The sequence below is a fragment of the Myxococcus sp. SDU36 genome, assembly GCF_030168875.1.
GTDB classification, from domain to species: Bacteria; Myxococcota; Myxococcia; order Myxococcales; family Myxococcaceae; genus Myxococcus; species Myxococcus vastator.
Genome location: NZ_CP077414.1, coordinates 4,512,723 through 4,527,293, shown reverse-complemented (window position 1 = coordinate 4,527,293; position 14,571 = coordinate 4,512,723). Strand labels below are relative to the sequence as shown.

Below are 14,571 nucleotides of genomic sequence, written 5' to 3'. Positions count from 1 at the left end.
TGACCTGAAATCGATTTCAACCCGGGTATTGAATGACCTCGTTGCGCGCAAAACGTCAGCGCGACTCTTGTTCGTAGGGCGTTCCGAGCGCGGCGGGGGCGCTGCTGCGCTGGCCCTGGAGGGTCAGCACCCCCAAGGTGAGCAGATAGGGCAGGGCCAGGAGGACGCCCTGGGGGATCAGCTCGACCAGGCCGGGGGCGCTCGACACCAGGCCGATGCGCAGCGCGTTACCGAAGGCGAAGAAGGTGGCGGCGAGGAAGGCGCCCACGGGCGTCCACCGGCCGAACACCATGGCGGCCAGGGCCATGAAGCCCAGGCCCGCGGGGGTGTGCTGCTCGAATCGGTCCAGCACGGCGGTGGACAGCACCGCGCCGCCCAGGCCCGCCAGGAGCCCGCTGCCCAGCACCGCGCCCCAGCGCAGCCCCGGCACCGACAGGCCCAGGGTGGCCACGGCCTGGGGCTTGTCGCCCACCGCGCGCAGCCGCAGGCCCAGGGGCGTGCGAGTCAGCAGGCCCTGGAAGGCGAAGGGCAGGAGCAGCGCCAGGTACGTGGGCGCCGAGTGCCCGGACAGCGCGCCCAGCACCGGCACGGAGCTGAAGCCGGGGAGGTTCCAGCGGGTGAGCTGCTGGATGGGCGGGGTGCCGTTGGGGCCATAGAGCGACTCCAGCAGGAAGGTGCCGCCGGCCAGGGCCACCAGGTTGAGGGCGATGCCGGACACCACCTGGTCGGAGCGCCAGCGGATGCTCAGGAAGCCATGCACGCCGGCCAGGGCCGCGCCCGCGAGCATGCCCATGACGACGGCCAGGGGCGTGGGCATCGTCAGCGCCGCCACCGCCGCGCAGAAGGCGCCCACGCGCATCATCCCCTCCATGCCCACGGCGACCACGCCCGCGCGCTCGGAGAGCACCGCGCCCAATGCGGCGAAGATGAGCGCCGGCGCCGCGTCCAGGGTGGAGAACAGCAGCGAGTGGAGGACCTCAAGCACGGGGCACCTCCGTAGACGCGGCGGGCGCCACGCTCCGCCGGCGCAGCACCGCCAGCCACACCATGCGGCCGGCGACGAAGAGCAGCGCCAGGCCCTGGATGAGCTCGGGGAAGCTCTTGTGCACGCCGAGCAGCTGCATGCGCGTTCCGCCCGCGCGCAGCACGCCGAAGAAGAGCGCGGACACGGTGGCGCCCAGCGGGTGGTTGTTGCCGATGAGCGCGATGGCGATGCCGTCGAAGCCGTAGGGCGCGCCCAGCGTTCCGGGGTAGCGCCCCTCCGTGCCCAGCACCAGCACCGCGCCCGCCAGCCCCGCCATGGCCCCCGCGAGCGCCATGGCCAGGCCCATGCGCCGGGCCACGGGGATGCCCGCTGCGCGCGCGGCCTCTGCGCCCAGGCCCACCGCGCGCGTCTCGAAGCCGGAGCGCGTGCGCGTCAGCCACACCCACACCGCCAGCGCCGCGACGAGCGCCAGCGGGAAGCCCAGGTTGAGCCGCGAGCCTTCGCCCAGCAGCCGGGGCAGCACGGCGGTGGCCTGGATTTCGGCGGTGCCGGTGATGGACTGGCCGCCTTCGGCCGCGCCGCGCAGCGGGCCCACCACCAGCCAGTTGTCCACCAGGCTCAGCGCCACCCAGTTGAGCATGATGGTGGAGATGACCTCGTGCACGCCCCGGTAGATGCGCAAGAGCCCGGCGATGCCCGCCCACGCCGCGCCCGCGAGCGCCGCGCCCAGCAGGGCCGCCGGGACGTGCAGCGCGCCGGGCAGCGACACCTGGGCGCCCACCACGGCCGCGGCCAGCGCGCCCAGCAGCATCTGCCCCTGCGCGCCGATGTTGAACAAGCCGACCTTGAAGGCCACCGCCACGGACAGGCCGGTGAGGGTGAGAATCGCGGCCTTCATCGCGGACTCGCCCAGCGGGCGGGTGATGACGGTGGCCGCCGCGCCGTCCAGGTACGCGGGCCAGTTGCCGATGCCACCCCACAGCATCTGCAGATAGGCGTCCGTCGCGGTGCCCGGCTCCAGGGTGAGCGCGATGAGCACCCAGCACACGCCCAGCGCGAGCAGCACGGAGAGCACCGACGGCAGCAGCTGTCTTGCGCGCTCAGGCATGGCCCGGCTCCGGGGTGCCCAGCATGCGCCGGCCCAGCTCGCGCTCGTCGAACGCGTGACGCGGGAAGTGGCCCGTCACGCGGCCCTCGAAGAAGACATAGACGCGGTCCGACAGGGCCAGCACCTCTTCCAAATCCAGTGACACCAGCAGCACGCCCGTGCCCTGGTCGCGCGCCTCGCGCAGCTTCGCGTGGACCTGCGCCACCGCGCCCACGTCCAGCCCGCGCGTGGGCTGCACCACCACCAGCAGCCGGGGCCGCGCATCCAGCTCGCGCGCCACCACCACCTTCTGCTGGTTGCCGCCGGACAGGGCGCGCAGGGCGACCTCCGGGTCGGGCGGCCGCACGTCATAGGCCACGGTCAGCGCGCGCGTGCGCTCGCGGCGGCCCTTGAAGTCAATCCACGGGCCCTTGGCGAAGGGCGGCCGCGTGTGCCGGCCCAGGGCCACGTTCTCCTCCACGCTGAGCGCCTTCACCACCGCGCGGTGGTGCCGGTCCTCCGGGATGTGTCCCACGCCGCGCGTCCGCGCCTGGGCCGGCGTGAGGCCGCCCAAGGGGCCTCCCAGCAGCGTGCCGCTCCCGGAGGTCAGCGCGCGCAGGCCGGTGAGGACCTCCGCCAGCTCCCGCTGCCCGTTGCCGTCCACGCCCGCGATGCCGACGATTTCCCCCGCGCGCACCTCCAGGTCCACGCCGCGCAGGGCAGGGCGCCCGTTGTCGCCAGTGGCCTGGAGCCCGCGCACGTCCAGCAGCGGCTCGCCGGGCGCCTGGGACACGGCCGTGGCGGGCGCGGCGGCGGGCGCGCGCGGGCCTTCGCCCATCATGAGCGCGGCGAGCTGTTCAGCCGTGGTGTCGGCGGCGCGGACCTCCGCCACGCAGCGGCCCCGGCGCATGACGGCGATGCGGTCCGCCACGCCGAGCACCTCTTTCAGCTTGTGGCTGATGAGCACCACGGTGTGGCCCTGGGCGACGAGTCCGCGCATGACCCGGGCCAGCTCATCGGACTCCTGCGGCGTGAGGACGGCGGTGGGCTCGTCCAGGATGAGCACCTGGGCGCCGCGGTGCAGCGCCTTGACGATTTCGACCTTCTGCTGCGAGCCCACGCTGAGCGTGTCCACGCGCGCCCGGGGCTCCAACTGGAAGCCGAAGCGGGCGCAGGTGGCGGCCACCTCCTGCACCGCGCGCTCCAGGTCCAGCAGTCCGTGGCGGGTGGGCTCGCGGCCCAGCACCACGTTCTCCGCCACCGACAGCGTGGGCACGAGCATGAAGTGCTGGTGCACCATGCCAATGCCCCGCGCAATCGCGTCCCGAGGGCTCTTGAAGCGCACGGGCTGGCCGTCCAGCGACAGCACGCCCGCGTCCGGCTGGTAGAGCCCGTAGAGGACGTTCATCAGGCTGGACTTGCCCGCGCCGTTCTCACCCACCACGGCGAGCAGCTCGCCACGGCGGACGTCCAGCGACGCGTCCTCCAGCGACACGCAGGTGCCGAAGGCCTTGTGGATGTTCCGGAGGGAAATCAGGGCGCGGCAGCCTGGAAGGAGGCGAGGTCCGCCGGGACGGCCGGGATTTGGAGCGTCCCGGAGACGATGCGCTGGCGCAGGGCCTCCACCTTCTGGAGCGCCTCCGCCTTGCCGGGGAAGTCCACCCGCACCTGGGCCATGCCCACGCCGTTCTCCTTGAGGCCGAGCACCTGCTCACCCGCGGAGAACGTGCCGTCCACCAGGTCCTTCGCCGCCTGGTACACGGCCAGGTCGGTGTGCTTCATCATCGACGTGAGGATGGCCTCGGGCGCCACGTGCGACTGGTCGGAGTCCACGCCAATGGCGTACACGCTCTTGCCCGCGGCGCGCGCCTCCTTCACCGCCTGGATGACGCCGATGCCGTCCGCGCCCGCGGCGTGGAAGAGGACGTCCGCGCCCTTGGAGATGAGGTCCTGCGCCACCTGCTTGCCGGCGGCCATGTTGTTGAAGCTGCCCGTGTAGACGGACATGAGCGCCTGGGCCGCCTGGGCGTTGGTCGTCTTCACGCCCGCGCGGTAGCCCACCTCGAAGCGCTGGATGAGGGGCACCTCGATGCCACCCACGAAGCCCACCTTGTTCGTCTTCGTCACCAGCCCGGCCAGTGCGCCCACGAGGAAGCTGCCCTCCTGCTCCTTGAAGAGGACGGTGCGCACGTTGGGCAGCTTCATCGCCTTGCCCTGCGCGTCCAGCACCTGGCTGTCGATGAGCAGGAACTGGGACTTCGGGTTCTCCTGGGCGGAGGTGCGCACCGCGTTGGCCAGCATGTAGCCGTTGCCCACGGTGAGCCGGGCGCCCTGGTCCACCAGGAGCTGGAGGTTGGGGACGTAGTCCTCCTGGGCCTTGCTCTGCAGGACGATGGGCTGGATGGCCAGGGACTTGAAACTGGCGGCGGCCGCCGCCAGGTGGGGCGGCAGGGACTGGCGCACCTCGGCGGGCGTGGCGTCCACGTACTTTCCGCCCTCGTAGCGCTTGCCCGCGGCCCATAGCTCCAGGCCCCGAAGCGCCGCGTCATTGAAGGAGTGGTCTCCGCGGCCGCCCACGTCGATGACGAGCCCCACGGGGAGGGCCTTCTTTTCCGTCGTCCCGGCGGCGGGGGCCTGGGCGCCGGAGGGAGGCGCTTCTTCCTTCTGCTTGGAGCACGCGCACAGGAGGGCGGTGAGGGCGAGGACGTGGAGGCGGAGCATCATGAGGCGCTTATCTACCAGATGCCCGCCCTTTCCCGGAGTGCATGAAGGGGTGGGTTCCTGCTATGGGCTCGCCTCGTGCAACCCTACGAGCTCATCAAGGCCAAGCGGGATGGCGGCCGGCTGGATCCGGCGGACATCCGTGCGTTCATCGAGGCGTATACGGCGGGGACGGTGGCGGACTACCAGATGGCGGCCATGTGCATGGCCGTCTTCTTCCGGGGCATGGACTCCCGGGAGCTGGGCGCCTGGGCCCGCGCCATGCTGGAGTCCGGCGAGGTCCTGGACCTGTCCGACACGCCGGGCGTGAAGGTGGACAAGCATTCGACGGGCGGGGTGGGCGACAAGGTCTCCCTCAGCCTGGCGCCGCTGGCCGCCGCGTGCGGCGTCCCGGTGCCCATGATTTCGGGCCGCGGCCTGGGGCACACGGGGGGGACGCTGGACAAGCTGGAGTCCATCCCCGGCTTCAACGTCAACCTGCCGACGTCGGAGTACCGGCGGCTGGTGCGCGAGGTGAACTGCTGCCTGATTGGCCAGACGGCGCAGGTGGCCCCCGCGGACAAGAAGCTCTACGCGCTGCGGGACGTGACGGCGACGGTGGACTGCATCCCGCTGATTGCGTCCTCCATCATGAGCAAGAAGCTGGCGGAGGGCATCGACGCGCTGGTGCTGGACGTGAAGGTGGGCAGCGGCGCCTTCATGAAGCGCGACGAGGACGCGCGCACGCTGGCGAAGACGATGATTGGCCTGGGCGCGGAGATGGGGAAGAAGGTCGTGGCCCTGCTCACCGACATGGACCAGCCGCTGGGCCGCAAGGTGGGCAACGCGCTGGAGGTCATCGAGGCGGTGGACATGCTCCGCGGCACCGCGCCGGAGGACTACACCGAGATTACGTACGCCCTCACGGCGGAGATGCTGGTGCTGGGCAAGAAGGCCGCCACGGTGGAGGAGGCGCGCGCGCAGCTGCGCAAGGTGGTGGAGGATGGCAGCGCGTTGCGCAAGCTGAAGGAGATTGTCCAGGTGCAGGGCGGTGACCCGCGCGCCATCGACGACTACTCGCTGCTGCCGCAGGCGAAGTCCACCGCGGACGTGGTGGCGCCCCGGGACGGCTTCGTCACCGGCATCGACACGGAGGGCGTGGGCCTGGCGGCGGTGGCGCTGGGCGCGGGCCGGCAGCGGACGGACAGCAAGATAGACCCGGCCGTGGGCTTCACGCTGCTGAAGAAGACGGGCGAGTCCGTGAAGCAGGGCGAGCCCGTCGTGCGCGTGCACTACAACGACGCGGCCCCGCTGGAGAACGTGAAGGCGCGCCTCCTGGCCGCGTACCAGTTCGGCGACGCGGCCCCCGCGGCCCGGCCGCTCGTCCGCGAGCGGGTGGAGTAGGGCGCCTCGCCATGGGGTGACCTTGGAGCCAGCCCCCGCCAATGCCGTGGCATGGCGTGGGGCTTCGTGTGCTCAGGCGCTGGTGCGCGTGTCCACTCGGGCGACGATGCCGTCCAGGCCCGCGCGGCGGCTCGCGAGCATCGATTCGATGCTCTTGATGACGTGGATGCAGAGCACCGCCGCCAGGACGTTGAGGGCCTCCGCCATCATCCCGGCGATGAGCGCGACGGGGACGATCTTCGGAATGCTCTCAACCATGTTGAACACCGACGCGCTGGCTTTCGTCGTACCATTGCTGATGAGCCAGGCGGCCCACCACCCCATCAGCAGGGGCTTCCGGGCAGGGGTTCCCCCCAGGTTCAACCACAGGTCGCGTACGACCGTATACGGTTTGACCAGATTGTAGATGGGGATGAACCAGGCCAGCATGGCCCAGCGGGGCTCCTCGGTACTGACGCCGGTGGCCCGGGCGACTTTCACGCTCAGGTACTGCCACCGGAGGATGCTGATGGCACTGATGATGCTCACGACCGAGCTGGCCAGGACGAGTTGGGCATTCAGGGTGTCGAAGGTCTCCGCGTTCGGCTGCGATGGCGTGATGCCGTCCTCCAGGCTCAAGAAGAGCCAGACGTGGAGAAGCCCCGTGAGCGCGGCCACCGCGACGCCGGAGTAGAGGGCCCCCAGCGCCCACTTCACCCGGCCCGCAGTGTGGGGCAGCGACTGGAGCTTCCTCGCGTGACACGGGACGCAGACGCCCACCTGCGGTTGGGCGCACTGCTGACAGAGGAATCGGCCGCACCGCTCACACGTCCCCGTGGACGGTTCACCAGCATGGTCAGGGCAGACAGGGGCGGTTTCAGGAACGGCAAGTTGGGGCAGCATGGTGTTTTCAAGGCAAAGGCAGGCCGTCGCGCACGCAGCGCGCGTTGCAATGGACGGCGGGCGGGGAGGGACTTCGGCGGCGCACTCTAGCGGCCTGACGCGACGCCGCCCAGAGGCGGCCCGGACCCGGCCCGCCACCGGGGGGCACGGCCGGCACCTTCTGGCTTCACCCCGCATAGGGAAGGCGCCATCCTTCAGCCCTGAGCCATGCGGGGCAGGGGACCATGAACCAGGGCGCGGCGCTGTACCTCCATCCGGGCGTGAAGGTCCGGCCGTGCGAGTGGGGCTATGGCGTCTTCACCGACGCCTTCATCAAGGCGGGCGACCTCATCGAGGAATGCCACTACCTCAAGCTGCCGCGCGCCCTCACCCAGAACCCCCAGCTCCAGGACTACGTCTTCCTGCTCCAGTGGGCCGCGCACGAGGTGCCCCGGGAGGGAGAGTGGGTGGCGCTCGTGCTGGGGTATGGGATGATCTACAACCACGCCCGCGAGCCCAACACGTCCTATCACCGCGAGGCGACCCGGGACGTCTTCTGCTACCACGCGCTGCGGGACATCCACCCCGGCGAGCAGCTCTGCATCAGCTACGGCGAGGACTGGTGGGCGTCCCGGGAGCAGGGCGTCCCGGCCTGAGCGCCCCGCCTGGACGCCACCGCGCCGGGCCCCCGGTGGGGTGCGGGCAATCCGCCAAATGGCCCGGCCTGGAACGGTGGGGCCCCAAATTCCCGGCCTCGCGCGCGGGTGTTCCCTCGTATGATGCCCAGGTGATGAGGCGTCGTGACCAGGCGGGGAGGGCGGTCGTCGGAGGGGTGGACGTCGCCTCGGACGAGACGGCGGCACGCGTCTACGGTATGGGCTCGCGGGCCAGGACCCACGGGGACGTGGGTTTCCAATGCGTGGCGGTGGCGCGAGCATGAGCGGCAGGGAGGTAACGGCGATGGCCGAGAGGAACGACTCGATGAGCGACAAGGCCGAGGACCGACGGGACTCACCCCGGGTCCCCATGCGCCTGAAGGTGCGCCGGGAGGACAGCTCGGGGGACTTCGAGCAGCATGACGGAGACCTGTCCCTGGGCGGCTGCGCCTGGCAGGGCGCCGGGTGGGAGCAGGGGACGCGGGTGGAAGTCCGCTTCCACCTGCCCATCCTCCCCGATGAGGTGGTGGCGAAGGGCGAGGTGCTCCACGCCGCGCAGGGCGCCAACGGCCCGGCGGCGCGGGTCCGTTTCGTGGACCTGCCGGTGGAGTCCGAGCTGGCCATCGCGCGCCACCTGGATGACGTGCAGCGCGGTACGGCCCGCTCGTAACGGACCGCAATCCGGCTTCGTGTAGGAGGGCGTCATGGCGGACGAGGTTCCCTGGGAGCGCCTGTTCGAGGAAGCCGCGCGCGTGCGCGCGCGCGCCCACGTGCCCTATTCACGGTTCCCCGTGGGGGCCGCCGTCCTCTATGCGGACGGCGCCGTGGTGGCCGGCTGCAACGTGGAGAACGCCACCTACGGGCTCACCGTCTGCGCGGAGCGCAATGCCTTCGCCGCGGGCGTGGCCCAGGGGCACACCCAGCCGGTGGCCGTCGCCATCGTCGTGGACACCCCAGAGCCCTGTCCACCGTGTGGCATGTGCCGCCAGGTCATGGCCGAGTTTGGCGGGCAGGAGTTGCCCGTGCGCAGCCGGACGCCGAAGGGCGGCGAGGCGCGCTACACCCTGGGAGGGCTGCTGCCGCATGCCTTCACCAAAGACTTCCTCTAAAGAGAGAGCCTGAGCACGCCGTGGATTTGCTCCTGACTGGTGGCACGGTTGTAACGATGAACCGCGAGCGCGAGGTGCTCGTGGATGCGGACGTCCTCGTCCAGGATGGGCGCATCGCCAAGGTGGGCCGAGGCCTCAAGCCCCGTGGCACCCGGCGGGTGGTGGACGTGACGGGCAAGGTGGTGCTGCCGGGCCTCATCCACGGCCACCTCCACGCCTGTCAGACGCTGTTCCGCGGTCGCGCGGATGGACTGGAGTTGCTGGACTGGCTCCGCGAGCGCATCTGGCCCTTCGAGGCCGCGCACGACGCCGCGTCCATGCGGGCCTCCGCGGACCTGACCTTCGCGGAGCTCATCCGCTCGGGCGCCACGGCGGCGCTCGACATGGGCAGCGTGTACCACTACGACGCCGTCTTCGAGTCGGCGCGGGACTCCGGCTTCCGGCTGGTGGGCGGCAAGGCGATGATGGACGCGGGCGCGGGCGTGCCCGCGGGCCTGCGCGAGAGCACCGAGGCGTCGCTGCGGGAGAGCCTGGCGCTGAAGGAGCGCTGGCACGGCACGCACGACGGCCGGCTGCGCTACGCCTTCGCCCCGCGCTTCGTGCTGTCCTGCACCCCGGCGCTGCTGCGCGAGGTGGCGCGGCTGGCCAGGGAGCACGGCCTGCGCATCCACACCCACGCCAGTGAGAACGCGAAGGAGACGGACGCGGTCCGCCAGTACACCGGCGGCGAGGACAACGTGGCCTTCTTCCACACGGTGGGGATGTCCGGCCCGCACGTGACGATGGCCCACTGCGTGTGGCTGTCCCAGGAGGAGCAGGACCTCCTGCGCGACACCCGCACGGTGGTGTGCCACTGCCCCGGCTCCAACCTCAAGCTGGCTTCGGGCATCGCCAAGGTGCCGGAGTTGCTGGAGGCCGGCGTGGCGGTGGCGCTGGGCGCGGACGGCGCGCCCTGCAACAACACGCTCGACATCTTCTACGAGATGAAGCTCGCCGCGGTGATGCACAACCCGCGCGTGGGGCCGTGCGCGATGACGCCCATGCGCGTGCTGGAGATGGCCACGCTGCACGGCGCCCGGGCGCTGGGTCTGGAGGACGAGGTGGGCTCGCTGGAGCCCGGCAAGCGCGCGGACATCACCGTGGTGGACGTCAGCGGCCTGCACGCGGGCCCCACGCCCGAGGACGTGCTGGTGCCGCTGGTGCACTCCGCGCGGGGCAGCGACGTGGCGCACGTCTTCATCGACGGCCAGCCGGTGCTGCGCGATGGGGTGCTCACCACGCTGGACGCCGCCTCCGTCCTGGCGAACGCGAACGCGCAGGTGGCGCGCATCCTCAAGCGCCGCCAGAAGAAGGCGCGCAGCGGCTGAGGCTCAGGCCGGCAGCCGCAGCACGAAGGACGTGGACCAGCCGGGCGCGTCCTCCACCGTCAACCGCCCGCCGTGGGCCTCCGCGGCGAGCCGGCAGAAGTAGAGCCCCAGGCCGTAGCCCCGGCGGCTGTCCCGCTCCGCGTCGGCCTGCCCGTACTTGTCGAAGATGCGCCCGCGCGCCTCTTCGGAGATGGGCGGGCCGTCGTTGCGCACCGCGAGCCAGCGGCCGCCCTCATCCGCGCCGGCCTCCAGTCGCACCCGCCCGCCCGAAGGGGCGTAGCGCAGGGCGTTGGTGGTGAGGTTCTCCAGGACGCGGACCAGCAGGTCGGCGTCGCCCACCAGCTCCATGCTCGCGGGGACCTCCGCGTCCAGGGTGAGCTTGCGCGCGCGCGCCACGCCCTCCAGGGAGCGGCGCACGTCCTCCACGATGCGCGTGGCCGGGAAGGTGGCCCGCTGCGGCTCCAGCCGGCCTTCCTCCAGACGGGGCACGTCCATGAGGTCGGAAATCATCCGGTCCAGCCGCGCGGTGACGGCCAGCCCCGTGCGGACAGTCTCACCGAGGCCGCCCTGCCGGGGCACCTCCTGCTCCATCCACGACAAGGACAGCGTCAGTGCCGACAGGGGCGAGCGCAGGTCATGGACCAGGAACTCGGTCAGCTGCTCCTTGTCCCGTTGCAGCCGCTGCAGCTCGGCGTTCTGGGCCTGGGCATCCGCGAGCATGCGCTCAATCGTGCGGCGTGCCTCCTCCACTTCCTGGAAGCGGCGGGCCTCCAGCGCCCGGTCCACTTCCAGGCGGGAGAGCGTCACCGCCAGGCCGCGCAGCCGCCCGGTGCCGTAGTGGCTCACCACGGCCACCAGCACCAGCGCCACCACGGCGATGGCCACCGCGCCCCAGCCCACGTCCGCCTGCCGCATGAGCGTCGCCTGGGCCACGGCGGACAGCAGCGCGGTGCCGTAGACGACGGTGCCGCGCATGCCCAGCCCGCTCAGGGCGACGACGAGCGCGAACAGGCCCAGGCTGAAGCCCGCGACACCCGCCGGAAAGGGCGACACGGGCAGGGCGGTGGACTGGAGCCAGTACACGAGCCCCACGTCCACCAGGGACTGCACCGCGCCCAGGCCCCGGGCCACGCGCCGCTGGCGGAGCATGAACAGCACGCCGGCGACCGAGGCGTAGAGCCCCAGCGCGGGCGGGTACACACCCCAGTCCCGGCCTCCGGCCAGCCACAGCGTGGTGCTGATGGTCAGGAAGAGGGCGGCGCCGGCGAGCCGCACCGCCGCGCCCGCGCCGACGACACTCCGCCGCTGGGCGTCCATGGCCCGGGACATCGTCTCTTCGAGCGGGCCGGGCACGGGAGGCGGAGACGTCACGAGGCGTGGGTTTTCCCCGCTTCCTTCGTTGCTTGCAAGCCCCGCCACCTATCGTGCGGAAGCGGACGGACGGGCGGGCGGAACGCGGGCGGGCCCCATTTTCCGGCGTGGATCCGCCACGTCACGCTTTTGTATCCGCCGCAATCGCCTTAGGTAGAGGCGCGTAGGGACAGAGAAGACATTGGGACTGTGTCTGCTTGCTCGCCTTGGCAATCGTGTAAGGTGGCTGCAAGTAGGTCTGGACGGAGGTAGACCGCCGATATGTGGCAACGATTCAAGAGAGCAATGCGTAGCTTCGCCGGGTTCTTCGTCTCCTCCATCGAGGACCCGGAGTTGATTCTCGAGCAGAACGTCCGTGACCTGAACGACCAGGTCCCGAAGATGAACGAGTCCATCGCCATGGTCCGGGCGAACGTGACGCTGCTGGAGAAGGAGAACGCCAAGTACCAGGAGGACGTGCGCTCGCTGACCGCCAAGGTGAAGGCCGGCATCCAGGCGGGCCGTGACGACCTGGCCGCGCAGTACGCCTCCAAGCTCCAGATGGAGCGGGACGCGCTGGCCCGCAACGAGCAGCAGCTGTCCACCGCGCGCCAGGCGTACGAGAAGGCCCTTTCGGTGAAGAAGGCGTTCATGCGCGAGAAGGAGCGCAAGACGCAGGAGGCCATGAACGCCATCCGCGAGGCGCGCCGCGCCAAGTGGCAGGCCAAGGTGGCCGACACGATGGAGTCCTTCACCGTGGCGGGCATCGATTCGACCCACGATGAGATGCTGCGCAAGGTGCAGGAGAAGTCCGCCATCAACGAGGCCCGCATGCAGATGGCCCTCGAGTCGGTGGACCACACCGCGGCGAACATCGAGGAAGAGGCCGAGAAGATTCAGGCCGACGAGCTGGTGAAGCAGTTCAAGATGGAGATGGGGCTCGTCAGCAGCCCGGCGCCGGTGTCCGAGGTGGGCAGCGGTCCGGAGAAGACCATCGGCAAGAAGGTCGGCGTCGAGTAGTCCGTCTTGAATGAAGCTCCACCGCGGTCCAGGCCTCTTCCTCTTCCTGTTCCTCTGTGTGCTCGGCGCGAGCTACGCGCTCGCGTCGCGCATGGGGTACCTGGACCGCTTGCAGGAGCGGTACTTCCCGTCCACGCGTGAGGCGGTCCGCCTGTCGCCGGGAGACTTCCCGGCCGGCGTGGCGGCCCCGGTGGCGGACGTGGCCTCCGTGCCCCTGAGGCCGGTGCTCATCGGCTTCAGCCCGCGCGGTGCCTCCGCGGGCCTGCTGGTGGCGGCGGGCGGGGCCACCACCCTGGACAACCCGGTGCCTCCGCCCGGCGCGGCGCAGGGGCTGCTGAAGACGGCCTATGCGCTGGACGCGCGGGCGGTGCTCTTCGCGAAGGAAGACGACCTGCGGCACGCGCTGGCCATTGGCGCGGAGAACGGCGGCGTGGACATGGCCACCCTGTCCGTGGACCGGCTGGCCGCGTGGGCCCCGTCGCTGCGGGACGCGGCGCCCCGCACGCTGATGCTGGTGGGGCGCAGCCGGGGGCAGGAGGCCCTGGCCGCGGTGGGCGTGCCGGACCTCGCCTCCCTGCGTGGCAAGCGCCTGGGCGTGTATCCGTATGGCTCGTCGCACTACTTCGCGCTGTGGCTGCTGTCGCGCGCGGGGCTGCGCATCACGGACGTGCGCTGGGTGGAGCTGCCCACGACCTTGGATGCGGGACGGGCGCTGCGAGAGGGCCGGGCGGACGCGGTGGTGGGGCTGTGGGGGGACGTGGAGCTGGCGGCGCGGGACCGGGGCGGCGCGGTGCTGGCGACGACAGCGGACGCGCCGCACCTGGTGGCCACGGTGCTGGTGGCCCGGGGGGACTTCGCCGCGCGCTACCCGGACGCGGTGCGGCGGGTGCTGCGGGGGCTCCTGGACACGGGGCAGAGCGTGTTGAAGGACCCGACGGCGGGGGCCCGGATGCTGGGCGAGGTGGCGCCGTACCTGGGCGACCCCATTGAAGCCATCCGGAGCGCGCCGCCGGCCACGCTGGCGGACAATCGGGCCTTCTTCGGGCTTTCCGGCGAGGCGCCCGTCACCTATGACGAGCTCTTCCAGAGCGCCGCGGCGCTCTTCCAGAAGTTGAAGCGAGGGCCTCCGGTGCCTCCCGCGGAGGACACGAAGGATTTGGGGGCCTTGAAGTACGTGTCGGAGGCGCGCGGCCCCTGACGCTGGAGGACGGACGTGGCGAAGTCGCCGAACTACATCAAGGCCGCCTTCATGATGCCCGCCAACCTGGTGGGGCTGGGCACGGCGGCTGCCTCGGCGGCCATGACGGGCGAGCCGCTGCCCATGCTGGTGGCGCTGGGCCTGGAAGGCCTCTACCTGGGCGTCATGTCGTCCATGAAGCGCTTCCAGCGGGCGGTGCGGGCGAACACGCTCGACGACCCGGAGGCGGCGCGCAAGGCGCTGGACGCGCTCCAGGCGGACCTGGCGCCCTCTCAGCGCGAGCACTACCAGCAGCTCGTCGGGCTGAAGGAGAAGATCCTCGCCAACTACCGGAAGCTGCCGGGCGGCAAGGTGCTGGAGGCGGACAGCGAGCCCCGGCTGGACGCGCTGCTGACGTCCTTCCTGCGGCTCATCTCCACGCTGAACCAGTACCGCACGTACCTGAACAGCTCCGACCGCGAGCACCTGCAGCGCGAGGTGGCGGAGCTGGAGGCGGACCTGGCGCGGGAGACGAGCCCGCGGCTGAAGGACGTGAAGCAGAACCGCGTGGACATCCTCCGCAAGCGGCTGGCGCGCTTCGAGCAGGCCGGTGAGAGCCGCGAGGTGGTGAGCCACCAGCTGGCGGGCATTGAAGATTTGATGCGGCTGACGCACGAGCAGTCCGTGGCCATCCGCGACCCGGAGGTCGTCAACCGCCAGCTCACCATGCTGAGCGCGGAGGCGGAGGCCACCGAGGAGTCCGTGCGGCAGATGGAGCAGTTCCTCGAGTTCTCCGAGGAGACGCGAGGCCCGCTGCCCCACGGCGGCCGGGTGCGTTGAAGCCCGTGGGCGCGG

General features: G+C 71.3%; 14 protein-coding genes. 8 read left to right on the top strand and 6 right to left on the bottom strand.

Annotated elements, in window-relative coordinates:
* Window positions 1-55 precede the first annotated feature (55 nt).
* Genes KGD87_RS17825 through KGD87_RS17810 form a run of 4 tightly spaced genes read right to left on the bottom strand, consistent with a single transcriptional unit; the run spans window position 56 to window position 4,796 of the window.
* Window positions 56-985 carry an ABC transporter permease gene (locus KGD87_RS17825; protein ID WP_284661370.1) on the bottom strand — a complete coding sequence of 310 codons (930 nt, stop codon included), beginning with the start codon at window positions 983-985 and terminating at the stop codon, window positions 56-58.
* Window positions 978-2,093: an ABC transporter permease gene (locus KGD87_RS17820; RefSeq protein ID WP_284661369.1), complete on the bottom strand. Its 1,116-nt coding sequence runs from the start codon at window positions 2,091-2,093 to the stop codon at window positions 978-980. The genes KGD87_RS17825 and KGD87_RS17820 overlap by 8 nt, the downstream gene beginning before the upstream one ends.
* The gene (locus KGD87_RS17815; RefSeq protein WP_284661368.1) at window positions 2,086-3,567 is read right to left on the bottom strand and encodes an ABC transporter ATP-binding protein; all 1,482 of its coding nucleotides are present in this window, start codon (window positions 3,565-3,567) and stop codon (window positions 2,086-2,088) included. The genes KGD87_RS17820 and KGD87_RS17815 overlap by 8 nt, the downstream gene beginning before the upstream one ends.
* Before the next feature lie 38 nt (window positions 3,568-3,605).
* Window positions 3,606-4,796 (bottom strand): BMP family lipoprotein, encoded by a 1,191-nt coding sequence (locus KGD87_RS17810; protein WP_284661366.1) that lies wholly within the window; start codon window positions 4,794-4,796, stop codon window positions 3,606-3,608.
* Between the two features lie 75 nt (window positions 4,797-4,871).
* On the opposite strand from KGD87_RS17810, the gene KGD87_RS17805 reads away from it, so the two are divergent.
* Window positions 4,872-6,176 (top strand): thymidine phosphorylase, encoded by a 1,305-nt coding sequence (locus KGD87_RS17805; RefSeq protein WP_284661365.1) that lies wholly within the window; start codon window positions 4,872-4,874, stop codon window positions 6,174-6,176.
* Between the two features lie 72 nt (window positions 6,177-6,248).
* On the opposite strand, the gene KGD87_RS17800 is transcribed toward KGD87_RS17805, so the two are convergent.
* On the bottom strand, window positions 6,249-6,935 hold the full coding sequence (locus KGD87_RS17800; RefSeq protein ID WP_284661364.1) for a DUF4328 domain-containing protein: 687 nt from the start codon (window positions 6,933-6,935) through the stop codon (window positions 6,249-6,251).
* A gap of 347 nt (window positions 6,936-7,282) precedes the next feature.
* Between KGD87_RS17800 and KGD87_RS17795 the strand changes: the two genes are divergently transcribed.
* The 4 genes from KGD87_RS17795 (at window position 7,283) to KGD87_RS17780 (ending at window position 10,169) form a co-directional block, all read left to right on the top strand.
* Window positions 7,283-7,693: an SET domain-containing protein-lysine N-methyltransferase gene (locus tag KGD87_RS17795; RefSeq protein ID WP_284661363.1), complete on the top strand. Its 411-nt coding sequence runs from the start codon at window positions 7,283-7,285 to the stop codon at window positions 7,691-7,693.
* 304 nt (window positions 7,694-7,997) lie between these two features.
* A complete protein-coding gene (locus KGD87_RS17790) occupies window positions 7,998-8,363 on the top strand; it encodes a TIGR02266 family protein (RefSeq protein ID WP_284661362.1) in 366 nt (121 codons plus the stop codon).
* A gap of 34 nt (window positions 8,364-8,397) precedes the next feature.
* Window positions 8,398-8,802 carry a cytidine deaminase gene (locus tag KGD87_RS17785; protein WP_176410488.1) on the top strand — a complete coding sequence of 135 codons (405 nt, stop codon included), beginning with the start codon at window positions 8,398-8,400 and terminating at the stop codon, window positions 8,800-8,802.
* 20 nt (window positions 8,803-8,822) lie between these two features.
* Window positions 8,823-10,169 (top strand): 5'-deoxyadenosine deaminase, encoded by a 1,347-nt coding sequence (locus KGD87_RS17780; protein ID WP_284661361.1) that lies wholly within the window; start codon window positions 8,823-8,825, stop codon window positions 10,167-10,169.
* 3 nt (window positions 10,170-10,172) lie between these two features.
* Here KGD87_RS17780 and KGD87_RS17775 read toward each other — a convergent pair whose 3' ends face one another.
* Entirely contained in the window at window positions 10,173-11,540 is a 1,368-nt protein-coding gene (locus KGD87_RS17775; RefSeq protein ID WP_284661360.1) for a sensor histidine kinase, read from the bottom strand.
* Window positions 11,541-11,801: 261 nt separating this feature from the next.
* Between KGD87_RS17775 and KGD87_RS17770 the strand changes: the two genes are divergently transcribed.
* Genes KGD87_RS17770 through KGD87_RS17760 form a run of 3 tightly spaced genes read left to right on the top strand, consistent with a single transcriptional unit; the run spans window position 11,802 to window position 14,556 of the window.
* Window positions 11,802-12,539: a PspA/IM30 family protein gene (locus KGD87_RS17770; RefSeq protein WP_163786428.1), complete on the top strand. Its 738-nt coding sequence runs from the start codon at window positions 11,802-11,804 to the stop codon at window positions 12,537-12,539.
* A 10-nt stretch (window positions 12,540-12,549) separates the two neighbouring features.
* Entirely contained in the window at window positions 12,550-13,737 is a 1,188-nt protein-coding gene (locus KGD87_RS17765) for an ABC transporter substrate-binding protein (RefSeq protein ID WP_284661357.1), read from the top strand.
* Window positions 13,738-13,752: 15 nt separating this feature from the next.
* Window positions 13,753-14,556: a hypothetical protein gene (locus tag KGD87_RS17760; protein WP_284661356.1), complete on the top strand. Its 804-nt coding sequence runs from the start codon at window positions 13,753-13,755 to the stop codon at window positions 14,554-14,556.
* Window positions 14,557-14,571 lie beyond the last annotated feature (15 nt).

Bases quoted from the DNA above. Each gene is read 5' to 3' on its own strand.
- KGD87_RS17820 (WP_284661369.1), bottom strand. From the start codon at position 2,093: ATGCCTGAGCGCGCAAGACAGCTGCTGCCGTCGGTGCTCTCCGTGCTG.
- KGD87_RS17785 (WP_176410488.1), top strand. From the start codon at position 8,398: ATGGCGGACGAGGTTCCCTGGGAGCGCCTGTTCGAGGAAGCCGCGCGC.
- KGD87_RS17795 (WP_284661363.1), top strand. From the start codon at position 7,283: ATGAACCAGGGCGCGGCGCTGTACCTCCATCCGGGCGTGAAGGTCCGG.
- KGD87_RS17770 (WP_163786428.1), top strand. From the start codon at position 11,802: ATGTGGCAACGATTCAAGAGAGCAATGCGTAGCTTCGCCGGGTTCTTC.
- KGD87_RS17790 (WP_284661362.1), top strand. From the start codon at position 7,998: ATGGCCGAGAGGAACGACTCGATGAGCGACAAGGCCGAGGACCGACGG.
- KGD87_RS17810 (WP_284661366.1), bottom strand. From the start codon at position 4,796: ATGATGCTCCGCCTCCACGTCCTCGCCCTCACCGCCCTCCTGTGCGCG.
- KGD87_RS17765 (WP_284661357.1), top strand. From the start codon at position 12,550: ATGAAGCTCCACCGCGGTCCAGGCCTCTTCCTCTTCCTGTTCCTCTGT.